Annotated in this window: 21 protein-coding genes, 1 tRNA gene and 1 pseudogene; 17 read left to right on the forward strand and 6 right to left on the reverse strand. The window is 72.6% G+C overall.

Annotated elements, in window-relative coordinates; all coding sequences use genetic code 11:
* Positions 1–276 precede the first annotated feature (276 nt).
* Entirely contained in the window at positions 277–1,095 is an 819-nt protein-coding gene (locus JS756_RS15660; protein WP_205383716.1) for an MBL fold metallo-hydrolase, read from the reverse strand.
* A gap of 36 nt (positions 1,096–1,131) precedes the next feature.
* Between JS756_RS15660 and JS756_RS15665 the strand changes: the two genes are divergently transcribed.
* On the forward strand, positions 1,132–1,362 hold the full coding sequence (locus JS756_RS15665; RefSeq protein ID WP_205383717.1) for a hypothetical protein: 231 nt from the start codon (positions 1,132–1,134) through the stop codon (positions 1,360–1,362).
* 105 nt (positions 1,363–1,467) lie between these two features.
* Here JS756_RS15665 and JS756_RS15670 read toward each other — a convergent pair whose 3' ends face one another.
* Positions 1,468–3,867, reverse strand: a complete 2,400-nt coding sequence (locus tag JS756_RS15670; RefSeq protein ID WP_205383718.1) for an SCO7613 C-terminal domain-containing membrane protein — start codon at positions 3,865–3,867, stop codon at positions 1,468–1,470.
* Positions 3,868–3,978: 111 nt separating this feature from the next.
* Between JS756_RS15670 and JS756_RS15675 the strand changes: the two genes are divergently transcribed.
* Positions 3,979–4,425 carry an SRPBCC family protein gene (locus tag JS756_RS15675; RefSeq protein ID WP_205383719.1) on the forward strand — a complete coding sequence of 149 codons (447 nt, stop codon included), beginning with the start codon at positions 3,979–3,981 and terminating at the stop codon, positions 4,423–4,425.
* 39 nt (positions 4,426–4,464) lie between these two features.
* Positions 4,465–4,539: transfer RNA gene (locus JS756_RS15680), tRNA-Val, on the forward strand.
* Between the two features lie 95 nt (positions 4,540–4,634).
* Here JS756_RS15680 and JS756_RS15685 read toward each other — a convergent pair.
* On the reverse strand, positions 4,635–5,360 hold the full coding sequence (locus tag JS756_RS15685) for a 3'-5' exonuclease (RefSeq protein ID WP_205383720.1): 726 nt from the start codon (positions 5,358–5,360) through the stop codon (positions 4,635–4,637).
* Positions 5,361–5,529: 169 nt separating this feature from the next.
* Here JS756_RS15685 and JS756_RS15690 point away from each other — a divergent pair, with 169 nt between their 5' ends.
* The 3 genes from JS756_RS15690 (at position 5,530) to thrS (ending at position 9,419) form a co-directional block, all read left to right on the forward strand.
* Positions 5,530–6,096, forward strand: coding sequence for a DUF4365 domain-containing protein (locus tag JS756_RS15690; protein ID WP_205383721.1), 567 nt, complete (start codon positions 5,530–5,532; stop codon positions 6,094–6,096).
* A complete protein-coding gene (locus JS756_RS15695) occupies positions 6,093–7,337 on the forward strand; it encodes a hypothetical protein (protein WP_205383722.1) in 1,245 nt (414 codons plus the stop codon). Before JS756_RS15690 ends, JS756_RS15695 begins: the two co-directional genes overlap by 4 nt.
* 105 nt (positions 7,338–7,442) lie before the next feature.
* Positions 7,443–9,419: a threonine--tRNA ligase gene (gene thrS / locus JS756_RS15700; protein ID WP_205383723.1), complete on the forward strand. Its 1,977-nt coding sequence runs from the start codon at positions 7,443–7,445 to the stop codon at positions 9,417–9,419.
* Positions 9,420–9,522: 103 nt separating this feature from the next.
* Here the strand turns inward: thrS and JS756_RS15705 are convergent.
* Positions 9,523–10,448 (reverse strand): annotated as a pseudogene (locus JS756_RS15705) (IS30 family transposase).
* 86 nt (positions 10,449–10,534) lie between these two features.
* Here JS756_RS15705 and JS756_RS15710 point away from each other — a divergent pair.
* Positions 10,535–11,095 (forward strand): HIT family protein, encoded by a 561-nt coding sequence (locus tag JS756_RS15710; protein ID WP_205383724.1) that lies wholly within the window; start codon positions 10,535–10,537, stop codon positions 11,093–11,095.
* 154 nt (positions 11,096–11,249) lie between these two features.
* On the opposite strand, the gene JS756_RS15715 is transcribed toward JS756_RS15710, so the two are convergent.
* Positions 11,250–12,911 (reverse strand): AbeC-like domain-containing protein, encoded by a 1,662-nt coding sequence (locus tag JS756_RS15715; protein ID WP_205383725.1) that lies wholly within the window; start codon positions 12,909–12,911, stop codon positions 11,250–11,252.
* A gap of 184 nt (positions 12,912–13,095) precedes the next feature.
* Positions 13,096–15,294 (reverse strand): elongation factor G-like protein EF-G2, encoded by a 2,199-nt coding sequence (locus JS756_RS15720; protein ID WP_205383726.1) that lies wholly within the window; start codon positions 15,292–15,294, stop codon positions 13,096–13,098.
* 244 nt (positions 15,295–15,538) lie between these two features.
* Between JS756_RS15720 and pgsA the strand changes: the two genes are divergently transcribed.
* From pgsA to ruvB, 10 genes are all read left to right on the forward strand, one after another.
* Positions 15,539–16,273 (forward strand): phosphatidylinositol phosphate synthase, encoded by a 735-nt coding sequence (gene pgsA, locus JS756_RS15725; RefSeq protein ID WP_205383777.1) that lies wholly within the window; start codon positions 15,539–15,541, stop codon positions 16,271–16,273.
* Positions 16,270–17,181 carry a phosphatidylinositol mannoside acyltransferase gene (locus JS756_RS15730; RefSeq protein WP_205383727.1) on the forward strand — a complete coding sequence of 304 codons (912 nt, stop codon included), beginning with the start codon at positions 16,270–16,272 and terminating at the stop codon, positions 17,179–17,181. The genes pgsA and JS756_RS15730 overlap by 4 nt, the downstream gene beginning before the upstream one ends.
* Positions 17,178–18,353: a glycosyltransferase family 4 protein gene (locus JS756_RS15735; RefSeq protein WP_205383728.1), complete on the forward strand. Its 1,176-nt coding sequence runs from the start codon at positions 17,178–17,180 to the stop codon at positions 18,351–18,353. The genes JS756_RS15730 and JS756_RS15735 overlap by 4 nt, the downstream gene beginning before the upstream one ends.
* A gap of 419 nt (positions 18,354–18,772) precedes the next feature.
* Positions 18,773–19,315 carry a LemA family protein gene (locus JS756_RS15740; RefSeq protein WP_205383729.1) on the forward strand — a complete coding sequence of 181 codons (543 nt, stop codon included), beginning with the start codon at positions 18,773–18,775 and terminating at the stop codon, positions 19,313–19,315.
* Between the two features lie 135 nt (positions 19,316–19,450).
* A complete protein-coding gene (gene pdxS, locus JS756_RS15745) occupies positions 19,451–20,356 on the forward strand; it encodes a pyridoxal 5'-phosphate synthase lyase subunit PdxS (RefSeq protein WP_205383730.1) in 906 nt (301 codons plus the stop codon).
* Positions 20,357–20,373: 17 nt separating this feature from the next.
* Positions 20,374–20,979, forward strand: a complete 606-nt coding sequence (gene pdxT, locus JS756_RS15750) for a pyridoxal 5'-phosphate synthase glutaminase subunit PdxT (RefSeq protein ID WP_205383731.1) — start codon at positions 20,374–20,376, stop codon at positions 20,977–20,979.
* Positions 20,980–21,028: 49 nt separating this feature from the next.
* Positions 21,029–21,781 (forward strand): YebC/PmpR family DNA-binding transcriptional regulator, encoded by a 753-nt coding sequence (locus JS756_RS15755; RefSeq protein ID WP_205383732.1) that lies wholly within the window; start codon positions 21,029–21,031, stop codon positions 21,779–21,781.
* Between the two features lie 222 nt (positions 21,782–22,003).
* On the forward strand, positions 22,004–22,543 hold the full coding sequence (gene ruvC / locus JS756_RS15760) for a crossover junction endodeoxyribonuclease RuvC (protein WP_205383733.1): 540 nt from the start codon (positions 22,004–22,006) through the stop codon (positions 22,541–22,543).
* A complete protein-coding gene (gene ruvA, locus JS756_RS15765; protein WP_205383734.1) occupies positions 22,540–23,145 on the forward strand; it encodes a Holliday junction branch migration protein RuvA in 606 nt (201 codons plus the stop codon). The genes ruvC and ruvA overlap by 4 nt, the downstream gene beginning before the upstream one ends.
* Positions 23,146–23,172: 27 nt before the next feature.
* Complete coding sequence (gene ruvB / locus JS756_RS15770; protein WP_205383735.1) at positions 23,173–24,267, forward strand: Holliday junction branch migration DNA helicase RuvB; 1,095 nt, start codon at positions 23,173–23,175, stop codon at positions 24,265–24,267.
* The last annotated feature ends 147 nt before the right edge of the window (positions 24,268–24,414 follow it).

A 24,414-nucleotide genomic window follows, 5' to 3' on the forward strand; every position in this document is an offset into this window, starting at 1 on the left:
GCCCCGAGAACGCCCTTGTCCCGCTGAAGCCGAACTCCTCGCCCGCCCAAGCGGGCGACGCGCCGGCCCACACGACAGCCGGCTCCGATCCACGGGGCGCATGACGGCACCGGCCTGCCGGGACAGGGGCCGAGCCGAGCGACCTCTTCGAGACGAACAGACCGCCTTACCCACCACCGGACTGGCCAACCGCATCGGATGTCTGTCTCCGGCCCGGCCGGTGCCCGACCGCGCACGGCAATCCGCCGCCCGATGCCGGAAGAGGGCTTCCCGGGCTCAGGACGCCGACCGTCCGCCGCCGGGCTGGAGCCCCGCCAGCATCTGTTCCAGCGCAGCCTGGTCCGGCCCCACCCACGGCGAGGCCCCGGCCGCCGAACCCAGCCTGTCGATCAACGTCCCCGTGATCCCGACGGCCGGCGGTAGATGAGCGGAGAGGACGACCTCCGGCTCCCTCTCCCGTATCGGCCGGAAGCTGCCGAGGAACTTCTCGGTGTCCACGTTCTGCGCCCAGGGGCTGTCCACCGAGGCCCACAGCAGTTGGGCGGCGCGCAGATCCTCCTCGCCGACGGCACCGACGTCATCGGCCTGTGCCAGCTCGGCATCGGCCATCGGCCCACCGAAGCAGTCGGAGCTGAAGCAGGCCCCCGTACGGTCGTCGAAGAAGCCGACTGTGCTCGGGCTGTCGTACAGGGGTGGCCTGAACGCCGTGAGGGTACGGTCGCCGACATCCACGGACTGTCCCGGGTTGATCAGATGGAGGCGATCGAGGGGCAGCGGCCGCTCACAGGACATGAGCCCCACGGACAGGAACGTGGTCACCACACGAGCCTCGGGAGCCGCGTCCAGCAGATCGAAGATTCCACCGGTGTGATCCCGGTCCGGGTGGGTGAGCCAGATCCATCGCACATCAGCGGGATCCAGCACGGAACCGACCACCTCCAGGAAGTTCCGGTCGGGGAGCCCGAGCCCGGTGTCGACGACAACGGGCTCGGAGGCGAACAACACAAAGGCGTTGACCGGAAGGTGACCGAGTCCCGGCACCTCGAGGCTGTCATTCAGGACGCTGATGTCCGAGCGGACCTTGTGAATCGGCATGTCACTCTCCACGCCCCCTTGGATGGTGATCGCGCCGTGCCTGCACATTCCATCGTCGCCGCTTCTCCTGGAGGCCGCATCCGCTACGGCACCGGGCCAGACGCGGCGGAGGCGCTGCCGACCGTGATCCACCGCAGCACCTCTTCTCTCGCCCCCGCGAGACGGCGGCGCGCCGTCGACCAGCGCCGCCGCACCGACACCCACGACAGCGATCGCGGCGGCGAGTTCCGCACCGGCCGCGGCACGGCTCGGCGTGCGGGCGTGTGAGGCCGCACGGCACCCGCCCCGGCCGACCGATGTCGGATTCGCCCGATGGAACACCGCGTGCGGCTGCACCACGGTCCGCCGAGGGGGAGGACTTCCAGTGCTGTACTAGTCCATCCTTCCCAGCACCTCCCGCACCCGCCGCATGTCCCGCAGGCGCCGCTCGTACGTCGCCCCGACCGCGAGCAGCAGCAGTCCGGCGAGGGCCGGAGGCACCCAGCGGGGGAGGGCGCCGACGATCTGCACCAGATACGGGGCGAGTTCGTGCAGCGCGTCCAGGACGAGCACCGTGCCTCCCAGGGCGAGCGGCGCCCGGAGCCGGTGCCGGGCACCCAGCAGCGTGACCGCCAGCGCCGCCGCGCCCAGCAGCAGCGGACGCAGCCAGTGCGGGTCCGCCCACGCGGCGGCCAGGCTCGGCAGGAACGCCACGGCGAGACCGGGGCCGTACGCCGTCCACGACGAGGTCCGCGGGTCGCGGCGCCGGCGCAGGACCCCGACGGCGAGTGCCGGGACCGCCGCCGGCAACGTGTAGGCCTCCGGTGTCGTCACGTCCCAGGCCGCCAGGCGCACCCAGGCGGCCAGCACGAACAGTGCGGCGGCGGCATGGCCGAGGGGGCGGCGGTCGGTGCGGACCGCCGTGGCGGAGACGATGACCGCGCAGAGCGTCAGCACCAGGGACAGCATCGACGCGTCCCGCGCGCTGAGCCCGACCGCCAGGAGTGCGGCCCCGGCACCGGCCGCCTCGACGGGGACCCGGGTCCGCGCCTGCGCGGTCGGCGCCGCGAACAGTGCCGCGACGGCCGGCACCACCAGCACCAGCAGCGCGGTGTACTGCGGTTCCCAGCCCGCAGCGGCACCCGTCGCACACGCCAGACCGGTGCCGCAGGCGAGGGCGGCCGGCGCGGTGACCGGAGACAGGTGCGGTCTCCGGGCCGCCGCCGCGAGGACCACGGTGACGGTGGCCAGCACGGCCAGGGTCGCGGGCCGCGACGCCAGGGAGGTGAGGACGAGCGGCACGGACGTGACCACCGCCGGTACGACGGCCGCCACCGCCGCACCGCCCTGCGGCTCCGCGGGCGACGGCCGCATCGACGCCGCAGCCGCCAGCAGCCCCGCCGTCAGGGCACCGAGCACCGCCAAGTCCGCGGCGTAGGGAACATCCAGGACCGGGGGAAGGACCAGTACCGACGCCCAGCCCAGGACCAGCGCACCGGCGACGGCCCGGGACCGCGTGGCGGTGCCGGGCCGCCGCCGATCCGCGAACAGCAGCACGGCGGCGACGGCCGCCGTCACCAGCGGAACCGTCTGCGCGTACGGGGGCCAGACCAACCCGGCCGTCACGGCCTCCCGCGCACCGTCCGGCGCGCCGGACCAGATCCGCGGCACCCACCCGGCCGGGCCCAGCAGGGCGACCCCCACGAGGGGCACCGCACTCAGCACGGCGAGGCCCTGCACCGCTCCGGAGGCGACGGCCGCGCCGCGCCGCGCCGGCTGCGGCAGCCGGCCCTGGCGCACCGCCGCCGACAGGGCGATGCCGCAGGCGAGGTACGCCGGGACCGTCCACACGGCGGGCAGTGCCGACCGTGCCGTGCCGCCGACCGCGGCGACCGCGAGCAGACCGGCCGTGGCCGCGAGGCCGGCCACGTGCTCCTCGGACACCGTCCACCGGGCCGCCGCGACGGCGATCCCGGCGGCCAGAAGGAGGAGCGCCGCCGCACGGGCGGCGGCGCCCGGACCGGGGGCCGTCCAGGACAGCCAGGCCGCCGTCAGGGCACCCCATGCCCCCAGGCCGCACGCCCCCAGCGCGGCCGTCACCCGCACGGCGGGTGCGGACGCCCGCAGCGCCGCGGCCGTGTCGGCGCCGGCCGTCACCAGCACCGCCGTTGCGACGCCGTACGTCCCCGCGTCCGCCGCCACCGCCCACAGCAGGAGCGGCAACTGCGCGGCCGCCAGCGCGGCGGGCAGCGGGAGCCGCAGCCCGCCGGCCGGCGGCAGCAGACCGTACGCCGCCCAGCCGGCCGCCAGCACGGCCGCCGCGACCGCCGCGTAGGCGGTGCCGTCGGTCTGCGCGAAGGAGACCCGGTGCAGGGCGTACGCGTCGAGCACCGTCAGTGCCAGCCCCAGCCCCGCCACCGACTCGGCCGTCGACCCCAGCCCCCGCGACCGCAACGGCACCGGCGCGGCCAGCACCGCGGTCGTGACCCCGCCGAGCACGAGGGACCGCCCGGCGATGCCCAGACTGCCCCAGCCGACCACGGTGAACGCGATCGCCGCGACCGTCAACAGGACACCGCCCAGCAGGAGCAGCACGTTCTGCACGCGCGGCGCGGCGGCCTCGGGGCCCGGCGGGGCGGGCGCCGGCGGAGGGCCGGGCGCCGGCGGGACCGCCCGCAGCACTCCGAGCAGCCAGGCCCGGCGTGCCAGCAAATGAGCCCGGCGGGCGTCGAGTTGCAGGAGCTCGGCGTCGATCAGCCGCAGCTCCTCGGGCGGCGGCGGAAAGTAGGTCATGCCAGGGAAGTGTGGTCCGCATCACGCCGTGCGGCATGAGTGCGGGTACTCAGAACGTACTCATGTCCACAGGTCCGCGGCGACGGACGGGGGCGTGGGCAGACTCTCCCCATGGACTGGACCCACTACCGCTTCCGCAGCCTCTGGTCCCTCCCGGCCCCGCCCGACGCGGTCTACGCCGTCCTGGAGCGGGCCGAGGACTACCCCCTCTGGTGGCGCCAGGTGCGCACGGTGACCCCGCTCGACGACATCACCGGCATGATCACCGTCCGCTCGCTGCTGCCCTACACCGTGACGTTCACCGCGCGACTGGTGCGCCGCGATCCGGTGGCCGGAGTGCTGGAGATCGCGATGTCCGGCGACCTCGACGGCTGGGCGCGCTGGACGGTCGCCACAGGCCTCGGCGGTACGCTCGCCCGCTACGAGCAGGAGGTCGACGTGCACAAGCCACTGCTCAGGCGGCTGGCCGTGCCGGGGCGGCCGTTCTTCCGCCTCAACCACCGGCTGATGATGCGCTCGGGGCGGCGCGGTCTGCTGGCCCTGCTGCGAGCGGTTTGAACGAAGGCCGCGGGGACCTGTATTGTTCGGTGCGTTCCCGGGCGATTAGCTCAGTGGGAGAGCGCTTCGTTCACACCGAAGAGGTCACTGGTTCGAACCCAGTATCGCCCACCACCGGGAGAACCGGTCCGCGGCGGCGGACCGGTTTTTTCATGCCGCCCTCCGCACGTCGCCCCTCATGGCACGGCGTTCCTCAGGGCACGCCGCCCTCATGCCGCCGCGGGGAGATCCGGACGCAGCGGCCAGGCCGGGTCCACCGCCTCCTCCACGCCGCTGCGCGCGAACCACGCCTGCAGCCCCCGCGCCTGCGCCGCGTGCCAGGTCGCCTGAAGGGTGTGCAACTGGGCGGGGGAGAGCCGCTCCAGCCGGGAGGCGAAGCGGCGACCCACGGCCCGTACCACCTCCAGCGCGGCCTGCGCGTCCGCCGCGGCGTCGTGCGCCTCGTCGAGCGTGACGCCGTAGTGCGCGCACAGGTCGGTCAGGGTGCGGCGGCCCTTGCGGTAGCGGTCCAGGTGCTTGTCCATCACCCGGGGGTCCAGCACCAGCAGCGGCACCGACTCGAACCAGCGGCCCAGCGACGACGCGCGGTGCCGGCGCAACTCACGGTCGAGCAGGGTCAGGTCGAACGGCGCGTTCATCACCACCAGCGGGCGGCGCGCCACGGCCTGTTCGGCCAGCTGCTCGGCTATCTCGTACATCACCGGCGCCGGCCAGCGGCCGTTGCGCTGCAGGTGATCCTCCGTCAGCCCGTGCACCGCCGTCGCCGCCTCGGGCACCGGCACCCCCGGATTCACCAGCCAGCGGCTCACCCGCGGCCGGTAGCCCGGACCGTCCTGGACGACGAGGGCGGCCGACACGATCCGGTCGGTCTCGACGTCCACACCCGTGGTCTCCGTGTCGAAAGCGGCCAGAGGCCCCTCGAACCAGCACGTCATCTTCGTACAACCCCTCGTTCACCTTCGGCAGTCGACGTACCGTCCCCTGCCCCGTTCGGTGATACCCGGGCTGTTTGCGCCGTACGCCGGAAGGACACAACAGGAGTACGGGTCTTTGCAGTTCAGCGGCCCGAAGTTGGGAAAGTCCTGGCGTGGAAGGCTGTTGGACATGGCGATAGCGCAGCCCGAGCGGGGCGGGCTGCTGCCCGACCGCACGGGCCCCCATCGCGGCACGCTCGCCACCACCGCCTGCATGGAGACACTGCAGGTCGGCTATCTGCACGCCGTCGCGGCGGCCGCGGGCTGCTCGCTGTCCCAGCCGTTCCCCGACAACGGCATCGACTGGCACGTCAGCCACAGCGCCCCCGGCCACACCGTCGACGACGAGGTCACCATCAAGGTGCAGCTGAAGGCCACCTACCAGGTCGCGCCCAACCCTCCGGGCCGGTCCTTCTCCTTCACCCTCGACAACGACCATCTGCGCAAGCTCGCCCGCACGCCGGTCTCCGTGCACAAGATCCTCGTGGTCATGCTGGTGCCCCGGTCCCAGGACGACTGGCTGCGCGCCAGCCACGACCGCCTCGACCTGCGGCACTGCTGCTACTGGGTCAACCTCGCCGGGCAGCCGGTCACCGGCCGGTACCGCACCACCGTGCGGATCCCGACCTCACGCATCTTCGACGACCGCGCGCTGTGCGAGATCATGACGCGGGTCGGGACGGGAGGCAGGCCATGACCCACCGCCCCCTCCACGAGCCCCCGCAGCCGGCCGGGCGGGCCGGCGGGCACCCCGCCGACAGCGCCCCGGCCACCGGACGGCGACCGCTCCCGGAGCCCGGCGACGTGGACCCGGCCGTCCTCGGTGCCCTGCTGCTGCGGCACGGCTGGCGGCGGCGCGGCGGTGCCCCGGGACGCTACGGCCGGTGGACCCCGCCCGGCCCCGACACCGGCACCAGCCTGCTGGTGCCCGAGAGCAGCGCCTTCCCCGACAGCGAGGACCTGCTCGCCGAGGCCCTCGACGCCCTCGCCCGCAGCTCCGCGCCCGGTGCCCGCGAGGTGCTGCTCTCGCTCGCGGTGCCCAGCGACGAGATCCGCTGGTGGCGGGACGTACCCGGCGGGCAGGCGGGCGTCACGGCGTGGACCGTGGAGGAGCAGTTGCGGACCGCCGCCCGCCGGATGCTCCTCGCGGGCGCCCTCGCCACCCGCGCCCGCGCCGGCTACCACGGCGCCCGGCACCGCAGGGCCGCCGCCGCGCTGCTGGAGACCGTGCTGGTGGGCGCCGCGGACGGCGGCGCCCACCTGGCCGCATTCCTGCCCGTCGGCACGGCCCGCCCGCTCGCCGTCCGCCTCCACCAGGCCCTGTACGCCGCCCGCGAGGCCGTGGACTACCGGCGGGCCACCGGTGGCATGGACGCCTTCGACGCCGCCGTCGAGGCCGGGGTCAGCCGAGAGCTCACCGAGGCCCTGATCGCCCTGGTGCGCGGCACCGAGGGCGCCCGGGTCGGCGTCGCCTGGGCGCCGGCCGCCGGTGTCCCCGAGGACGGTGCGGCGAGCACCGAGCCCGTCGAGTTCTCGCCCGGTGACCTGCCCGTGCTGCGCGAGGCCGGCGCCCGCTACCTGTGTGCCGAGCCGTCCGTGCCGGTGCGGATCACCGGCACCGTGGTGCGGATGCGCCGCTCCCAGCCGCGCGGCGAGGGCTCGGTGCGGCTGCACGTCCTCGCGGGGGCCGACGTCCCGCACGTCCGGCTGACCCTCGGTGAGGAGGACTACCGTGTCGCCGGCCATGCCCACCTGGTCGGACTGCCGGTGCGGGTGCACGGGCGGCTGGAGAGCCGGGGCGGCTTCCGCCGCCTCAGCGGGGCCGGCGATGTCGTCCCCGTGCAGGTCGAGGAAGCGGAGCGGGACCGGCTGCTGAAGGAGCTCCAGGAGAACCTGGACTTCTTCGAGGAGGCCTGCGGAGGGGACGGCGCGGCCTGACCGCCGCTACTCGTTTAGCGGAGGGCGGCCCCGGGTCGGTACGATCGCTTTTCATGCGTGCGCTCCGGTATGGCGCCGCACTTCGCCTTCAGTCAGGAGAGACCGGTGTCAGACGTCCGTGTGATCATCCAACGCGATTCCGAGCGGGAAGAGCGCGTGGTGACGACGGGCACTACGGCCGCCGACGTCTTCGCCGGCGCACGCTCGGTCGTCGCCGCACGTGTGGGCGGTGAGCTGAAGGACCTCACGTACCAGCTGTCCGACGGCGACGAGGTCGAGGCCGTCGAGATCTCCTCCGAGGACGGCCTGAACATCCTGCGGCACTCCACCGCGCACGTGCTGGCCCAGGCCGTGCAGGAGATCTTCCCCGAGGCCAAGCTGGGCATCGGCCCGCCGGTCAAGGACGGCTTCTACTACGACTTCGACGTCGAGAAGCCGTTCACGCCCGAGGACCTCAAGGCCGTCGAGAAGAAGATGCAGGAGATCCAGAAGCGCGGCCAGCGCTTCGCGCGCCGCGTCGTCACCGACGAGCAGGCCCGCGCGGAGCTCGCGGACGAGCCGTACAAGCTGGAGCTGATCGGCCTCAAGGGCGCCGCGTCCTCCGACGACGGCGCGGACGTCGAGGTCGGCTCCGGCGAGCTGACGATCTACGACAACCTGGACGCCAAGACGGGCGAGCTGTGCTGGAAGGACCTCTGCCGCGGTCCCCACCTGCCCACCACCCGGCTGATCCCGGCGTTCAAGCTGATGCGCAACGCCGCCGCCTACTGGCGCGGCAGCGAGAAGAACCCGATGCTCCAGCGCATCTACGGCACGGCCTGGCCGTCCAAGGACGAGCTGAAGCAGTACCTGGACTTCCTCGCCGAGGCCGAGAAGCGCGACCACCGCAAGCTCGGCAGCGAGCTCGACCTCTTCTCCGTCCCGGAGCAGATCGGCTCCGGCCTCGCCGTCTTCCATCCCAAGGGCGGCATCGTCCGCCGGGTCATGGAGGACTACTCGCGGCGCCGCCACGAGGAGGAGGGCTACGAGTTCGTCTACACCCCGCACGCGACGAAGGGGAAGCTCTTCGAGACCTCGGGCCACCTGGACTGGTACGCCGACGGCATGTACCCGCCCATGCAGCTCGACGAGGGCGTGGACTACTACCTCAAGCCCATGAACTGCCCGATGCACAACCTGATCTTCGACGCGCGCGGTCGCTCCTACCGTGAACTGCCGCTGCGCCTGTTCGAGTTCGGGACCGTGTACCGGTACGAGAAGTCGGGCGTCGTGCACGGCCTGACCCGCGCCCGCGGTTTCACCCAGGACGACGCGCACATCTACTGCACCCGCGAGCAGATGTCGGAGGAGCTCGACAAGACGCTCACCTTCGTCCTGGGCCTGCTGCGGGACTACGGTCTGACCGACTTCTACCTGGAGCTGTCCACCAAGGACCCGGAGAAGTTCGTCGGCTCCGACGAGGCCTGGGAGGAGGCCACCGAGACCCTCCGCCAGGTCGCCGAGAAGCAGGGGCTCCCGCTGGTGCCCGACCCGGGCGGCGCCGCCTTCTACGGCCCGAAGATCTCCGTCCAGGCCAAGGACGCCATCGGCCGCACCTGGCAGATGTCGACCATCCAGCTCGACTTCAACCTGCCGGAGCGCTTCGACCTGGAGTACACGGCCGCGGACGGCTCCAAGCAGCGCCCGGTCATGATCCACCGCGCGCTCTTCGGGTCCATCGAGCGGTTCTTCGCAGTGCTCCTGGAGCACTACGCGGGCGCCTTCCCGGCCTGGCTCGCCCCGGTACAGGCGATCGGCATCCCGATCGGCGACGCGCACGTGGAGTACCTGCAGCAGTTCGCCGCGGAGGCCAGGCGCAAGGGGCTGCGGGTCGAGGTGGACTCCTCGTCCGACCGCATGCAGAAGAAGATCAGGACCGCGCAGAAGCAGAAGGTCCCCTTCATGATCATCGTCGGTGACGACGACATGAACGCGGGCACGGTCTCGTTCCGCTACCGCGACGGCTCGCAGGAGAACGGCATCCCCCGCGACGAGGCGCTGGCGAAGCTCGTCGACGTGGTGGAGCGCCGCGTCCAGGTGTAGTGACGTACCGCCCGACCCGTCGGGGCGCCGGCCCCCGCGTGTGCGGGAAAGGCCCTCGGGAGGAGGCGGATTCCAGGGGTCGTCGCAACACGCGGTGAGTTGATCAAGCCGCGAGCAGTGTGGACAGACGCTCGGCTGGGGTTTCCCAGCCGAGCGTTTTGCGCGGGCGGCTGTTGAGTTCGGCGGCGACGGCGTCCAGGTCGGCCGTTGGTGTTTGCTTCGTGTCGCACGGTCGCCTTCCCAGTGGCCGGGGACAGCGCGGTCGGCCGCTTCGGCGGGTCGTTCGCTGATCATCACCATGGGGTGCGAGAAGCGCGGCTGACGCTTGGCGGCGTGGCGGTGCGGACGGCGCATGGCCCGTCCGGTGCGCAGAGCGCGGGTCGGTTCACGACGGAGTTCACCGCTGCCCTGGACGTAGAGAGCCTGGTAGACGGTCTCGTGGGTCACGTGCATCTCCGGCCGGTCGGCAAAGCGTCTGCGCGGAGCGTGGCAGATCTGCTCCGGGCTCCGGTGCAGGGCCAGGTGGTCCTGGATGAGGTCCCGCAGCTCAGGGTTCCGGCCGATCTTGCCGGGCTTGGGCCGGGGCCGGGGCCGGCGGGCCAGGGCACGGGCCTGGGCAGCGTGCGGCCGGTACTGGCCGTTCACGGGGTGCCGGTTGCGGCGTATCTCCCGGCTGACCGTTGAGGGGCTGCGGCCCAGCTCGGCCGCGACGGCCCGGATGGTGGCCTTCTCACGCAGCCGGTCGGCGATGTGAACGCGGTCCGCCTCACCCAGGTAGCGCGAGGGCGCGGGCGGGCCCGTCCCAACGGGCGGCGGCACCACCGCGTTGATCGGTGGTGCCGCCTTGTTCCTGCCCGAGGCGCCGCGTCCGTTCCGCCATCGCTTGCCCGTGCGGACGTCGATGCCGATGACTGCGGCAGCCTCGGAGTAACCCATTCCTTGATCCACAAGCCGGAAGTATGCCTCCCGCTCCTGGACCAGCTTCCTGGGTCCCTGCGGCCTCCGGTTCTCCCGGATCTTGAAGTCCATCGCCACCCCTGAACTGGGGTGTTGCAACGACCACCAGAACCTAAGGGATCCCGGGGGCCTTTCCCGTCGCCCCGCATCGACGCCATATGCTGCACGTCATGACGAATGAGCCGGAACAGCAGTGGGGAGTGGGAACGCCGGACGCGTTCCAGCGCTTGTGGACGCCGCACCGGATGGCCTACATCCAGGGCGAGGGCAAGCCGACCGGACCGGGCGCCGACGAGGGCTGCCCCTTCTGCTCGATCCCGGCCAAGTCCGACGAGGACGGGTTGATCGTCCGGCGCGGTGAGCACGTGTACGCGGTGCTCAACCTCTACCCCTACAACGGCGGCCACCTCATGTCGGTGCCCTACCGCCACGTCGCCGACTACACCGACCTCACGCACGAGGAGACCGCCGAGCTGGCCGACATGACCAAGCAGGCCATGACCGCCCTGCGCGCGGCCTCCGGCGCCCACGGCTTCAACATCGGCATGAACCAGGGCAGCGTGGCGGGCGCCGGAATCGCCGCCCACCTGCATCAGCACGTCGTACCCCGCTGGGGCGGGGACACCAACTTCCTGCCGGTGATCGGTCACACGAGGGTGCTGCCGCAACTGCTGGCGGACACCCGCAAGATGCTCGCCGAGGCGTGGCCGGGGGCCTGATCCCGCAGCCGGGCCCGGTCCGGACCGTGCGGCGCCGGGGGAGCGATCACGGGCCCGACGGGGCCGACCTGGGCCCGTCCCACGGGGGAGGGCCGCCCGGACCCGGCCCGGCGGGCCGGCCGCCGGTGCCCGACCCCTGCGGACCGGCGGCGGCCTACGCGTCGTACACGTCGGCCTTGCGCGGCGACGGGTCCTGCACGGCCGTGCTGAGGGCCGACGACCGCGCCCCGAACTTCTCCGTGTCGACGCCGTTCTCCTTCAGCACCTTGATCGCCGCGGCGTGGACGACCCGCAGCACCGGCGTGGCCGCCCGCAGCGCGTCGTCCGCCATGAACCGGTGGCGCCAGGGCTGATCGGCCCAGGAGTGCCGCAGGCCGAAGGGCTCCGGCAGCGCGATGGTGCCGCCCAGCCAGTTCAGCAGCGGCGGATACCAGGTCAGCGGTGCCCTTACGGCGAGCCGCACCACCTCGTCGGTGGTGACCAGCGGCAGCTTCACCGTGCGGGTCTCCCAGGGCTTGAACGACTTGGTCACCTCCTTGCTGGGCGCCTCGGGCTTGCTGGTGAACAGGGAGTTCACCGGCCCCAGGGCATGACCGGTGACCTCGATGCGCAGCGTCTCGTGAAGCACCGTCACGGTGATCAGCATGGTGATGATCAGCTGGCCGTCCCACAGCGTCCACTGCACGCCGAGGTAGTGCCGGTCGCCCGCCCCGAACTGCTGCTTGTTGCAGATCTCCTGAACGGCGTGCGGCTTGACCTGGTAGGCCTCGACGTCCGTGCCCTCCGGCCGGGAGACCGCCGCCGCGTTCTCCCCGATCGGCGAGACGATCCAGTGCCGTATGGACGGGGTGGGGAATCCGCCGGTGTTCAGCGGCCCGCGCTCCAGCATGCGCAGCTGGTCGTGGATGGCGCGGACGACGTCCCAGCTGCGGAAGGGATGGATCTCCCGCGCGGCGTCGGCCGGCACCAGGTCCTCGGCGAGCTGCCAGACCCCCCAGCGGGTGCCCATGCCGAGGATGCCCTTCGGGCCGGCGTAGAAGACGGAGTTCGACTGCTGCTCGGCACTGAGCCTGGCCAGGGACTGGCGCAGTTCCTCGGCCGCCGTCTCGCGCGGGCCGGTCGGCACCGCCTCGGGCACCTTCGCGCCGACGCTGCTGCCCGACAGCAGGCTGTCCCAGCGCTCCCGGAGGTCCCGGGCGGTGTGCTCGCAGATCCTCCGCGCCCAGTACCAGCCGACGACCGGCATGACCACGCACGCGCGTGCGTACCACGCCCAGAATCCGGCGAAGGGCATCTTGACGAAGAAGACCGCGGCGAGGACGGCGACGCCGGCCAGCAGGGTGGTGCCGACGGCCGAGGCCCGCCGGTCCTCCCGCTTGGCGACGGCGCTGCGGATCTGGAAGACCAGCAGCCAGACCAGGAGCCCGGGCAGGAAGAGCAGCCCGCACACCACCATGATCGCGCTGAGCCGGTTGTCACGGTCCCGCCTGATGTTGTTGGCGGCCAGGCAGTGCTCGACGACCGCCTGCGGCTCGGTGCCGAAGGACTGGATGAGCGGCTTGCGGCCACCGCCCAGCATGCGGTCCACCACCGCGCGGGAGAACGCCTCGCCGAGGTTGGGCCGGAAGACCGTGGCCCACGAGCGGCCCGTCTTCACCGTCGTCTGGTGCCACTCGTTGTCGGCCTTCTTGATCTCCTCCATCGGGCTGTCCCGGTAGGCCGCCGAGGCCAGTGCGAAGGTCGCCGTCTGGCCCTCGTCGCCGGTGCGTGGCACCTGTGGTCCGAAGACGTCCGCGTAACCGCTCTCCACGGTCACATCCCACCCCCGATCGCCGCACGGTCGCTTCTGCGGCCTTCCCGACTTCCGTCCTGCGCACACCTGTTGATCAGGTCATCAGCGTATCCGGACAGGGCGGCGGCCGGTCGGCGGACGGCCGAAGACGTCCGCCGACGCGGAAACGAACGCCCCGAGCGCGCCACTTGGGCGCGCCGGGCGTCGACTAAGAGGCCTCACGCTCCTGTTCACGCACCCGCTCGGCGATCTGCGGAGGCATAGGCTCGTGCCGCGCGTACCGGCGGCTGAAGCGCGCCGTACCGTGCGACAGCGACCGCAGATCGACCGCGTAGCGCCCGATCTCGATCTCCGGCACCTCGGCGCGCACCAGGGTGCGCCCCCCGGCCGTCTGCTCGGTGCCCAGCACCCGGCCGCGACGCCCGGACAGGTCGCTCATCACGGCACCCACGTACGCGTCGCCGACGAGCACGCTCACCTCGGCGACCGGCTCCAGCAGATGGATCCGCGCGTCGCCGGAGGCCTCCCGCAGCGCGAGCGCTCCGGCGGTCTGGAAGGCGGCGTCGGAGGAGTCCACGGAGTGCGCCTTGCCGTCCAGCAGCGTGATGCGGACGTCGATGAGCGGATACCCGGCGGCCACCCCCTTGGCGGCCTGCGCCCGCACCCCCTTCTCGACCGACGGGATGAACTGCCGGGGCACCGCCCCGCCGACCACCTTGTCGACGAACTCGATGCCGGAGCCGCCGGGCAGCGGCTCCACCTCGATCTCGCAGATCGCGTACTGGCCGTGCCCGCCGGACTGCTTCACGTGCCGCCCGCGGCCCGCCGACCTCGTCGCGAACGTCTCCCGGAGGGACACCCGGTGCGGGACGACGTCGACCTGGACGCCGTATCGGGTGCGCAGCCGCTCCAGCGCTACGTCCGCGTGCGCCTCGCCCAGGCACCACAGCACCACCTGGTGGGTGTCCTGGTTCTGTTCCAGCCGCATGGTCGGGTCCTCGGCGACCAGCCGGGCCAGCCCCTGGGAGAGTTTGTCCTCGTCGGGCTTGCTGTGCGCCTGGATGGCGAGCGGCAGCAACGGGTCGGGCATCTGCCACGGCTCCATCAGCAGCGGGTCGCTCCTGGCCGACAGCGTGTCGCCGGTCTCGGCGCGGCCGAGCTTCGCCACGCACACCAGATCGCCGGCGACCGCGTGCGTCACCGGCCGCTGCTGCTTGCCGAACGGTGTGGACAGCGCGCCGACGCGCTCGTCGACGTCGTGGTCCTCGTGCCCCCGGTCGGTCATGCCGTGCCCGGAGACATGGACGGTGTCGTCGGGGCGCAGAGTGCCCGAGAAGACGCGGACCAGGGACAGCCGGCCCACGTACGGGTCGGACGAGGTCCGCACGACCTCCGCGACCAGCGGCCCGCCCGGGTCGCACGGCTCCAGCTCGCGCGGTTTGCCGTCGATCGTGGTCACGTCGGGGGTGGGGTGCTCGAACGGGGTCGGGAAACCGCCGGTGACCAGTTCCAGGAGCTCCACCGTGCCCAGGCCCTGGCGGGCGCCGTCGGTCGCGGGGGCGGCGGCCAGGACGGGGAAGAAGGAGCCGCGTGCGACGGCCCGCTCCAGGTCGTCCACGAGCGTCTCGATGTCGACCTGCTCGCCGCCGAGGTAGCGGTCCATGAGGGTCTCGTCCTCGCTCTCCGCGATGATCCCCTCGATGAGCCGGTTGCGGGCCTCGTCGATCAGCGGCAGCTGCTCCCCGCCCGGCTCGGACTCCTTGCGCTCCCCGGTCGAGTAGTCGAACAGCTTCTGCGACAGCAGGCCGATCAGGCCGGTCACCGGAGCGTGCCCGTCCGGGCCCTGCGGGCCGTGCAGCGGCAGATGGAGCGGCAGCACGGCGTCGGGGTCGTCGCCCCCGAAGGCCTCCGCGCAGATCCGCGTCATCTCCTCGAAGTCCGCCCGGGCGGACTCCAGGTGTGTCACGACGATCGCCCGGGGCATGCCGACGGCCGCGCACTCGTCCCACACCATGCGGGTGGACCCGTCCACGCCGTCGGAGGCCGAGACGACGAAAAGGGCCGCGTCCGCCGCGCGCAGACCGGCCCGCAGTTCCCCGACGAAGTCGGCGTATCCGGGGGTGTCCAATAGGTTGATCTTGATGTCGTTCCACTCGACGGGGACCAGGGACAGCTGCACGGAACGCTGCTGCCGGTGCTCGATCTCGTCGTAGTCGGAGACGGTGCCGCCGTCCTCCACGCGGCCCGCCCGGTTCACCGCGCCCGCGGTCAGTGCGAGCGCCTCCACCAGAGTCGTCTTGCCCGATCCGGAGTGGCCGACCAGCACCACATTCCGTACGGACTGCGGATGGTCGGCCGCCACTGCCCTGCCGGCGGCCCCGGGGTGGGAGTGTGCCTTGTCGCCCATGATCCTGCCTCCCGTGCACGGTGAGGTCACTGTGGGCGCGGACGTGCGGAACCCTCCACGGGAGGGGGCAGCCCCGTCCGGGCGGCTCCGGCGACGCCCGCGTTCTTCGAGCTTTCCACTCCCGTCATGGTGCGTCCATACGACGGACGCGATCGCGCCGCCCCGGGGCGCCCGCGGGCCGTGCGCCGGATCCGGCCCACGGGAGCGGGTGCCCGCCCCTCGTCCGCACGCCCGCGTGGCTACGATGGGCCAGCCGGTGGCCAGCAGGGGCCGCTCGGCCACACCGACCCTCGGGAAGGCCATGCTGAACAAGTACGCGCGTGCATTCTTCACGCGTGTTCTCACACCGTTCGCCGCGTTTCTCATCCGGCGGGGCGTCAGCCCCGACACGGTGACGCTCATCGGCACCGCGGGCGTGGTCGCGGGCGCGCTGGTCTTCTACCCCCGGGGCGAGTTCTTCTGGGGCACGGTCGTGATCACACTCTTCGTCTTCTCCGACCTGGTCGACGGCAACATGGCCCGCCAGCTGGGCCGCTCCAGCCGCTGGGGCGCCTTCCTGGACTCCACCCTCGACCGGGTCGCCGACAGTGCGATCTTCGGCGGCTTCGCGCTGTGGTACGCGGGCAGCGGGAACGACAACGTGCTGTGCGCGGTGTCGATCTTCTGCCTGGCCAGCGGCCAGGTGGTGTCGTACACCAAGGCCCGCGGCGAGTCGATCGGGCTGCCGGTGGCCGTCAACGGCCTCGTGGAACGCGCCGAGCGCCTGGTGATCTCCCTGGTCGCCGCCGGGTTCGCGGGGCTGCACACGTTCGGGGTGCCGGGCATCCAGTACCTGCTGCCCGTCGCCCTGTGGATCGTCGCCGTCGGCAGCCTGGTCACGCTGATCCAGCGGGTGGTCACCGTCCGCCGGGAGTCCGCCGAGGCGGAGGCCGCAGCGCCGGCCCAGCCGGAGGACCGGGGCAGGGAGACGGCGACGTGAGCGCCCGGGACCGGCTGACCGACACGCTGTACGGACTCGGCTGGGGCACCGTCAAGAAGCTCCCCGAGCCGGTCGCCGTACGACTGGGCCGCACCATCGCGGACCTGGCCTGGAAGCGGCGCGGCAAGGGCGTGCAGCGGCTGGAGCACAACTACGCGCGCGTGGTGCCCGGCGCGAGCCCCGAGCGACTCGCCGAGTTGTCCCGCGCGGGGATGCGCTCGTACCTGCGCTACTGGATGGAGTCCTTCCGCCTCCCGGCCTGGAGCGCCGAGCGGATCAGGAACGGCTTCGACCCGAAGGACGTGCACCACCTCACCGACGGGCTGACCGCCGGGAACGGGGTTGTCCTGGCCCTGCCGCACCTGGCCAACTGGGACCTCGCCGGGGCCTGGGTCACCACCGCCCTGGAGACCCCCTTCACCACGGTCGCCGAGCGGCTCAAGCCCGAGACCCTCTACGACCGCTTCGTCGCCTACCGCGAGGGCCTCGGCATGGAGGTCCTGCCGCACAGCGGCGGCACCGCCTTCGGGACGCTGGCCCGCCGGCTGCGCGACGGGGGGCTGGTCTGCCTGGTCTCCGACCGCGACCTGTCCGCCTCCGGCGTCGAGGTCGAGTTCTTCGGGGAGACCGCCCGCATGCCCGCCGGACCCGCCCTGCTCGCCCAGCAGACCGGGGCGCTGCTGCTGCCGGTCACGCTCTGGTACGACGACTCCCCGGTCCTGCAGGGCCGGGTCCACCCCCCGATCGAGGTGCCCGTGTCAGGCACCCGGGCCCAGAAGACGTCTGTCATGACACAGGCGCTGGCCGACGCCTTCGCCACGGGGATCGCCGACCATCCGGAGGACTGGCACATGCTCCAGCGGCTGTGGCTGAAGGACCTCGATCCGGCGAAGGGGCCCCTCGCGTGAGGATCGGCATCGTCTGCCCCTACTCCTGGGACGTGCCGGGCGGCGTCCAGTTCCACATCCGCGACCTCGCGGAGTACTTCATCCGGCTGGGTCACGAGGTGTCCGTCCTCGCCCCCGCCGACGACGACACGCCCCTGCCGCCGTACGTCGTCTCGGCAGGCCGCGCCGTTCCGGTGCCGTACAACGGCTCGGTGGCCCGACTGAACTTCGGCTTCCTCAGCGCCGCCCGGGTCCGCCGCTGGCTGCACGACGGCGCGTTCGACGTCGTCCACATCCACGAGCCGACCTCGCCGTCGCTGGGCCTGCTGACCTGCTGGGCCGCGCAGGGGCCGATGGTCGCCACCTTCCACACCTCCAACCCGCGTTCCAAGGCGATGATCGCCGCCTACGCCATCCTCCAGGCCGCCCTGGAGAAGATCAGCGCCCGGATCGCGGTGAGCGAGTACGCCCGCCGGACCCTGGTCGAGCACCTCGGCGGGGACGCCGTCGTCATTCCCAACGGCGTCGACGTCGACTTCTTCGCCAAGGCCGAGCCACGGCCCGAGTGGCAGGGCGGCACCATCGGCTTCATCGGCCGCATCGACGAGCCGCGCAAGGGCCTGCCGGTGCTCATGCGGGCCCTTCCGAAGATCCTCGCCGCCCGCCCCCGGACCCGGCTGCTGGTCGCCGGGCGCGGCGACGAGAAGGAGGCCGTCGCGAGCCTGCCGGAGGAACTGCGTTCGCACGTGGAGTTCCTCGGGATGATCAGCGACGAGGACAAGGCGCGCTTCCTGCGCAGCCTGGACCTGTACGTCGCGCCCAACACCGGTGGCGAGAGCTTCGGCATCATCCTCGTCGAGGCCATGTCGGCGGGTGCCCCCGTCCTCGCGTCCGACCTCGACGCCTTCGCCCAGGTCCTGGACGGGGGAGCGGCCGGCGAACTGTTCGCCAACGAGGACTCCGACGCCCTCGCCGAGGCGGCCGTACGCCTGCTGGAGGACCCGGCGCGCCGAGCCGAACTGCGCGAGCACGGCAGCACGCACGTCCGGCGCTTCGACTGGTCCACCGTCGGCGCGGACATCCTCTCCGTCTACGAGACGGTGACGGCGGGTTCGGCGGCCGTCGCCGCCGACGACCGGGCCCAGGGCGGTGGCAGCGGGCTGCGGGCCCGGCTGCGGCTGGCGCGCGACTGACCGGGCCGGTCGGGGCCGTCGGCGCGGTGGGCGGCCCCCGGCACTCGCCAGCCGGCTCCGGGACCGGCTCCCGGCCGGGCCCGGGAACCACTCCGGGATCGGCTTGCGGGCGGCTCGGGCTTCGGCCGGGGGCGCGCCGGCACGCGAGGTCCGCGTTGCGTTCGGCCGGGGGTCGGCCGATGGCGGGAACCCGGCCGACGCCGGGTCGGACCCGATCCGCGGCGGCGCCCCGGTTGCCGTCCGTCCGGCACCCGGCCGGCGCGCGACCTGAGGCGGGCGGGTCCGGTCGGGGCGGACCTCACCCCGGTACGGCCGGGCGAGGGCGCCGGGGCGCGCCGCGGTGCGGCGGGGACGGCCCGTCGCCGTGGGGCCTCCCGGAGCGCCGTCCGGATGCCCGACGGGGCGTAATCTTGCGGCCCGTGACCGCAACCCTGATCTGGATCCTCGTCGCCCTCGTCGCCGTCGGCCTCTATCTGAGCTGGACGGCGGGTCGCCTGGACCGGCTGCACGCGCGGATCGACGCCGCCCGCGCCGCGCTCGACGCCCAGCTGCTGCGCCGCGCCTCCGTGGCCCAGGAACTGGCCACCTCCGGCGTTCTGGACCCGGCGGCCTCGATCGTGCTGTACGAGGCCGCGCACGCCGCACGGCAGGCGGAGGAGGAGCAGCGCGAGGTCGCCGAGAGCGAGCTCAGCCAGGCCCTGCGCGCGGTGTTCGCCGAGCGCGAGCAGGTGGAGGCCGTGCGCGAGGCGCCCGGGGGCGAGGAGGCGGCCCGTGAGCTGACCGAGGCGGTTCGCCGTGTCCCGATGGCCCGCCGCTTCCACAACGACGCGGTCGGCGCGGCCCGCCGCCTGCGCCAGCACCGCAAGGTCCGCTGGTTCCGCCTGGCGGGGCACGCCCCGTTCCCGATGGCCTTCGAGATGGACGACGAGCCTCCGCCCGCCCTGGCCGACCGGTCCGCCTGACCGTTCGACCCGCGGGGGAGCGGGGCGGACGGGCCAAAAGGATCCACCGGCTCGCCATTGGCCCTTGCTGTGGCCTGGCCCCTTCGCGTTTCCTCGACGGTGCACAAACTCTCTTCCCTTCAGTGAGGTCAACCCGTGTCGATCACCGAGAACCACGCTCCCGAGACCGGCACCGCGCGCGTGAAGCGCGGCATGGCGGAGCAGCTCAAGGGCGGCGTGATCATGGACGTCGTCACGCCCGAGCAGGCGAAGATCGCCGAGGACGCGGGCGCCGTCGCCGTCATGGCCCTGGAGCGGGTCCCGGCCGACATCCGCAAGGACGGCGGCGTGGCCCGGATGTCCGACCCGGACATGATCGAGGGCATCATCGACGCCGTGTCGATCCCCGTCATGGCCAAGTCCCGCATCGGCCACTTCGTCGAGGCCCAGGTCCTGCAGTCGCTCGGCGTCGACTACATCGACGAGTCCGAGGTCCTCACCCCGGCCGACGAGGTCAACCACTCCGACAAGTGGGCCTTCACGACCCCGTTCGTCTGCGGTGCCACCAACCTCGGTGAGGCCCTGCGCCGCATCGCCGAAGGTGCCGCGATGATCCGGTCCAAGGGCGAGGCCGGTACCGGCAACGTCGTCGAGGCCGTCCGCCACCTGCGCCAGATCAAGAACGAGATCGCCAAGCTGCGCGGCTTCGACAACCACGAGCTGTACGCCGCCGCCAAGGAGCTGCGCGCCCCGTACGAGCTGGTCAAGGAAGTCGCCGAGCTCGGCAAGCTGCCGGTCGTGCTGTTCTCCGCGGGCGGCGTGGCCACCCCGGCCGACGCGGCCCTGATGCGCCAGCTCGGCGCCGAGGGCGTCTTCGTGGGCTCCGGCATCTTCAAGTCCGGCGACCCGGCCAAGCGCGCCGCCGCCATCGTGAAGGCCACCACCTTCTACGACGACCCGAAGATCATCGCGGACGCGTCCCGCAACCTCGGCGAGGCCATGGTCGGCATCAACTGCGACACCCTCCCCGAGACCGAGCGCTACGCCAACCGCGGCTGGTGAGCGACCCTCACGCACTCATGAACACTCCAGTCATCGGCGTCCTGGCCCTCCAGGGCGACGTACGGGAGCACCTCGTGGCCCTGGCCGCGGCCGACGCCGTGGCCAGGGCGGTGCGGCGCCCCGAAGAGCTCGCCGAGGTCGACGGCCTCGTCCTCCCCGGCGGCGAGTCCACCACCATCTCCAAGCTGGCCGTCCTGTTCGGGCTGATGGAACCCCTTCGCGCGCGCGTCCGGGACGGCATGCCCATCTACGGCACCTGCGCAGGCATGATCATGCTCGCCGACAAGATCCTCGACCCGCGTTCGGGCCAGGAGACCATCGGCGGCATCGACATGATCGTGCGCCGCAACGCCTTCGGCCGGCAGAACGAGTCCTTCGAGGCCGCCGTCGACGTGCGGGGCGTTCCGGGCGATCCTGTGGAGGGGGTCTTCATCCGCGCGCCGTGGGTGGAGTCCGTCGGCGCCGGGGCCGAGGTGCTCGCCGAGCACGACGGCCACATCGTCGCCGTCCGCCAGGGCAACGCGCTGGCCACGTCGTTCCATCCGGAACTGACCGGCGACCACCGCGTGCACTCCCTGTTCGTCGACATGGTGCGCGCCGATCGGACGGCGGAGTCCTTGTAGGATCTCTGGAGTTCGTTGCAGAGATGGGTTACGCGAAGGAGACAGGCAGATGTCCGGCCACTCTAAATGGGCCACGACGAAGCACAAGAAGGCCGTCATCGATGCCAAGCGCGGCAAGCTCTTCGCGAAGCTGATCAAGAACATCGAGGTCGCGGCGCGCATGGGCGGTGTCGACCTCGAGGGCAACCCGACGCTGTACGACGCCGTCCAGAAGGCCAAGAAGCAGTCGGTCCCGAACAAGAACATCGACTCCGCGATCAAGCGGGGCGGCGGTCTCGAGGCCGGCGGTGCCGACTACGAGACGATCATGTACGAGGGCTACGGCCCCAACGGTGTCGCGGTGCTCATCGAGTGCCTCACCGACAACCGCAACCGCGCCGCTTCCGAGGTCCGCGTCGCCATGACCCGCAACGGCGGCTCCATGGCCGACCCGGGCTCGGTGTCGTACCTGTTCAACCGCAAGGGCGTCGTCATCGTCCCCAAGGGTGGGCTGGCCGAGGACGACGTGCTCGGCGCGGTCCTGGACGCGGGCGCCGAGGAGGTCAACGACCTCGGCGAGACCTTCGAGGTCCTCAGTGAGGCCACCGACCTGGTCGCGGTCCGCACCGCGCTCCAGGAGGCCGGCATCGACTACGACTCCGCCGAGGCCGACTTCGTCCCGACCATGCAGGTCGAGCTGGACGAGGAGGGCGCCAAGAAGATCTTCAAGCTGATCGACGCGCTCGAGGACAGCGACGACGTGCAGAACGTCTTCGCCAACTTCGACGTCAGCGACGAGATCATGGAGAAGGTCGACGCCTGACCGCCGCGCGGCGGGCCTCGCCTCCGCGCGCCGGCGGGGACATCCCGTCGGCGCCGACTCCAACGGGCCGGCGGGACATCCACCCGGCGCAGCTTCAACGGGCCGACGGGACATCCCGTCGGCCCGTCGCGTTGGCCGGGGCCGGCTGTCTGGCGTGGGTGCGGGGCGTTGTCGGTGGCACCCGATAGCCTGCACGAACAGGCAGTCGAAGGGAGGGGCGCGGTGCGCGTACTGGGGGTGGACCCCGGGCTGACCCGGTGCGGGATCGGCGTCGTCGAGGGGACCGCGGGGCGCCCGCTCACCATGGTCGGCGTCGGAGTCGTCCGCACCCCCGCGGACGCCGACCTCGGCCACCGCCTCCTCGCCGTCGAGCAGGGCATCGAGCAGTGGCTGGACGAGCACCGGCCCGAGCACATGGCGGTGGAGCGCGTCTTCAGCCAGCACAACGTCCGCACCGTGATGGGCACCGCCCAGGCCAGCGCCGTCGCGATGCTCTGCGCCGCCCGCCGCGGCATCCCCGTCGCCCTGCACACCCCCAGCGAGGTCAAGGCCGCAGTGACCGGCAGTGGACGTGCCGACAAGGCGCAGGTCGGCGCCATGGTCACCCGGCTCCTCCGGCTCGACGCGCCCCCGAAGCCGGCCGACGCCGCCGACGCGCTCGCCCTCGCCATCTGCCACATCTGGCGCGCCCCCGCCCAGAACCGACTCCAGCAGGCGGTCGCCCAGCACACCGCCCACGCAACGAAAGGCCGGACGGCATGATCGCCTTCGTCAGCGGCACGGTCGCCGCGCTCGCCCCCGACGCCGCGGTCGTCGAGGTCGGCGGTGTCGGCATGGCCGTCCAGTGCACCCCGGACACGCTGTCCACGCTCCGGATCGGCCGGCCCGCCAAGCTGCACACCTCGCTCGTCGTCCGCGAGGACTCCCTCACGTTGTACGGCTTCGCCGACGACGACGCCCGGCAGGTCTTCGAACTGCTGCAGACCGCGAGTGGTGTCGGACCGCGCCTGGCGCAGGCCATGCTCGCCGTGCACACGCCGGACGCGCTGCGCCGGGCCGTCGCCACCGGCGACGAGAAGGCGCTCACCGCCGTCCCCGGCATCGGCAAGAAGGGTGCCCAGAAGCTGCTGCTGGAATTCAGGGACCGCCTCGGCGAGCCGGTCGGCGGCCCCGCCGTCGGCGCCCCGGTCACCCAGGGCTGGCGCGACCAGCTGCACGCCGCCCTGATCGGTCTCGGCTACGCCACCCGCGAGGCGGACGAAGCCGTCGCCGCCGTGACGCCGCAGGCCGAGGCGGCCGGAGCCGCGCCTCAGGTCGGATCCCTGCTCAAGGCGGCCCTGCAGACCCTGAACCGTGCCCGCTGACCTGCGCCACCCGCAAGGAGAACCTCAGTGAACTGGGACGACACGAACGACCCCGCCGCCTCCGCAGGGCAAGCCGGCCCCGCCGCGGACCGGCTGGTGGACTCGGTCGCCGACCGGGAGGACCAGGCCGTCGAGGCCGCTCTGCGGCCCAAGGACCTGGGCGAGTTCATCGGCCAGGAGAAGGTTCGCGAGCAGCTCGACCTCGTGCTGCGCGCCGCCCGCGCCCGCGGCGCCACCGCCGACCACGTGCTCCTCTCCGGCGCTCCCGGCCTCGGCAAGACCACCCTCTCCATGATCATCGCGGCCGAGATGGGCGCCCCGATCCGCATCACCTCCGGCCCCGCCATCCAGCACGCCGGCGACCTCGCGGCGATCCTGTCCTCCCTCCAGGAGGGCGAGGTCCTCTTCCTCGACGAGATCCACCGCATGTCGCGGCCCGCCGAGGAGATGCTCTACATGGCCATGGAGGACTTCCGCGTCGACGTCATCGTCGGCAAAGGTCCCGGAGCCACCGCCATCCCGCTGGAGCTGCCCCCGTTCACTCTGGTCGGCGCCACGACCAGGGCCGGCCTGCTGCCGCCCCCGCTGCGCGATCGCTTCGGCTTCACCGCGCACATGGAGTTCTACGGTCCCGCCGAGCTGGAGCGCGTCGTCCACCGCTCGGCGCACCTCCTCGACGTCGGGATCGAGCCGGACGGGGCCGCCGAGATCGCCGGACGCTCCCGCGGCACGCCCCGCATCGCCAACCGACTGCTGCGCCGCGTGCGCGACTACGCTCAGGTCAAGGCCGACGGCGTGGTCACCCGCGAGATCGCCGCGGCGGCCCTGGCGGTCTACGAGGTGGACGCCCGCGGTCTGGACCGCCTCGACCGGGCCGTGCTGGAGGCGCTGCTGAAACTGTTCGGTGGCGGTCCGGTGGGTCTGTCCACGCTCGCGGTCGCCGTGGGGGAGGAGCGTGAGACCGTGGAGGAGGTCGCCGAGCCCTTCCTCGTCCGGGAGGGCCTGCTGGCCCGCACTCCCCGCGGTCGCGTCGCCACTCCCGCGGCGTGGACCCATCTCGGCCTCACCCCGCCCCGTTCGGCCGCCACGGGAAACGGACAACAGGACCTGTTCGGGGCGTGACGGCTTCGTGACCTGGATGTCATTGGCCGCGGCAGGAACCCAGGTGCCATGCTGAGCGTTGTTCCTTGCGCGCGGACTCGCTTAGACTCCGCCGATGCCGCCCCTAGCCGGCGGTCCACATACCCCCATCCATCAGGCCGCTGCTCG

Source organism: Streptomyces actuosus (assembly GCF_016921115.1).
Taxonomy (GTDB): domain Bacteria; phylum Actinomycetota; class Actinomycetes; order Streptomycetales; family Streptomycetaceae; genus Streptomyces; species Streptomyces actuosus_A.

What these genes read in the sequence shown, in the direction of transcription:
- JS756_RS15660 (WP_205383716.1), bottom strand. Translation starts at nt 1,095, where the DNA reads ATGCCGATTCACAAGGTCCGCTCGGACATCAGCGTCCTGAATGACAGC.
- JS756_RS15670 (WP_205383718.1), bottom strand. Translation starts at nt 3,867, where the DNA reads ATGACCTACTTTCCGCCGCCGCCCGAGGAGCTGCGGCTGATCGACGCC.
- JS756_RS15675 (WP_205383719.1), top strand. Translation starts at nt 3,979, where the DNA reads ATGGACTGGACCCACTACCGCTTCCGCAGCCTCTGGTCCCTCCCGGCC.
- JS756_RS15685 (WP_205383720.1), bottom strand. Translation starts at nt 5,360, where the DNA reads ATGACGTGCTGGTTCGAGGGGCCTCTGGCCGCTTTCGACACGGAGACC.
- JS756_RS15690 (WP_205383721.1), top strand. Translation starts at nt 5,530, where the DNA reads ATGGCGATAGCGCAGCCCGAGCGGGGCGGGCTGCTGCCCGACCGCACG.
- JS756_RS15695 (WP_205383722.1), top strand. Translation starts at nt 6,093, where the DNA reads ATGACCCACCGCCCCCTCCACGAGCCCCCGCAGCCGGCCGGGCGGGCC.
- JS756_RS15710 (WP_205383724.1), top strand. Translation starts at nt 10,535, where the DNA reads ATGCTGCACGTCATGACGAATGAGCCGGAACAGCAGTGGGGAGTGGGA.
- JS756_RS15720 (WP_205383726.1), bottom strand. Translation starts at nt 15,294, where the DNA reads ATGGGCGACAAGGCACACTCCCACCCCGGGGCCGCCGGCAGGGCAGTG.
- pgsA (WP_205383777.1), top strand. Translation starts at nt 15,539, where the DNA reads ATGGGCCAGCCGGTGGCCAGCAGGGGCCGCTCGGCCACACCGACCCTC.
- pdxT (WP_205383731.1), top strand. Translation starts at nt 20,374, where the DNA reads ATGAACACTCCAGTCATCGGCGTCCTGGCCCTCCAGGGCGACGTACGG.
- JS756_RS15755 (WP_205383732.1), top strand. Translation starts at nt 21,029, where the DNA reads ATGTCCGGCCACTCTAAATGGGCCACGACGAAGCACAAGAAGGCCGTC.
- ruvA (WP_205383734.1), top strand. Translation starts at nt 22,540, where the DNA reads ATGATCGCCTTCGTCAGCGGCACGGTCGCCGCGCTCGCCCCCGACGCC.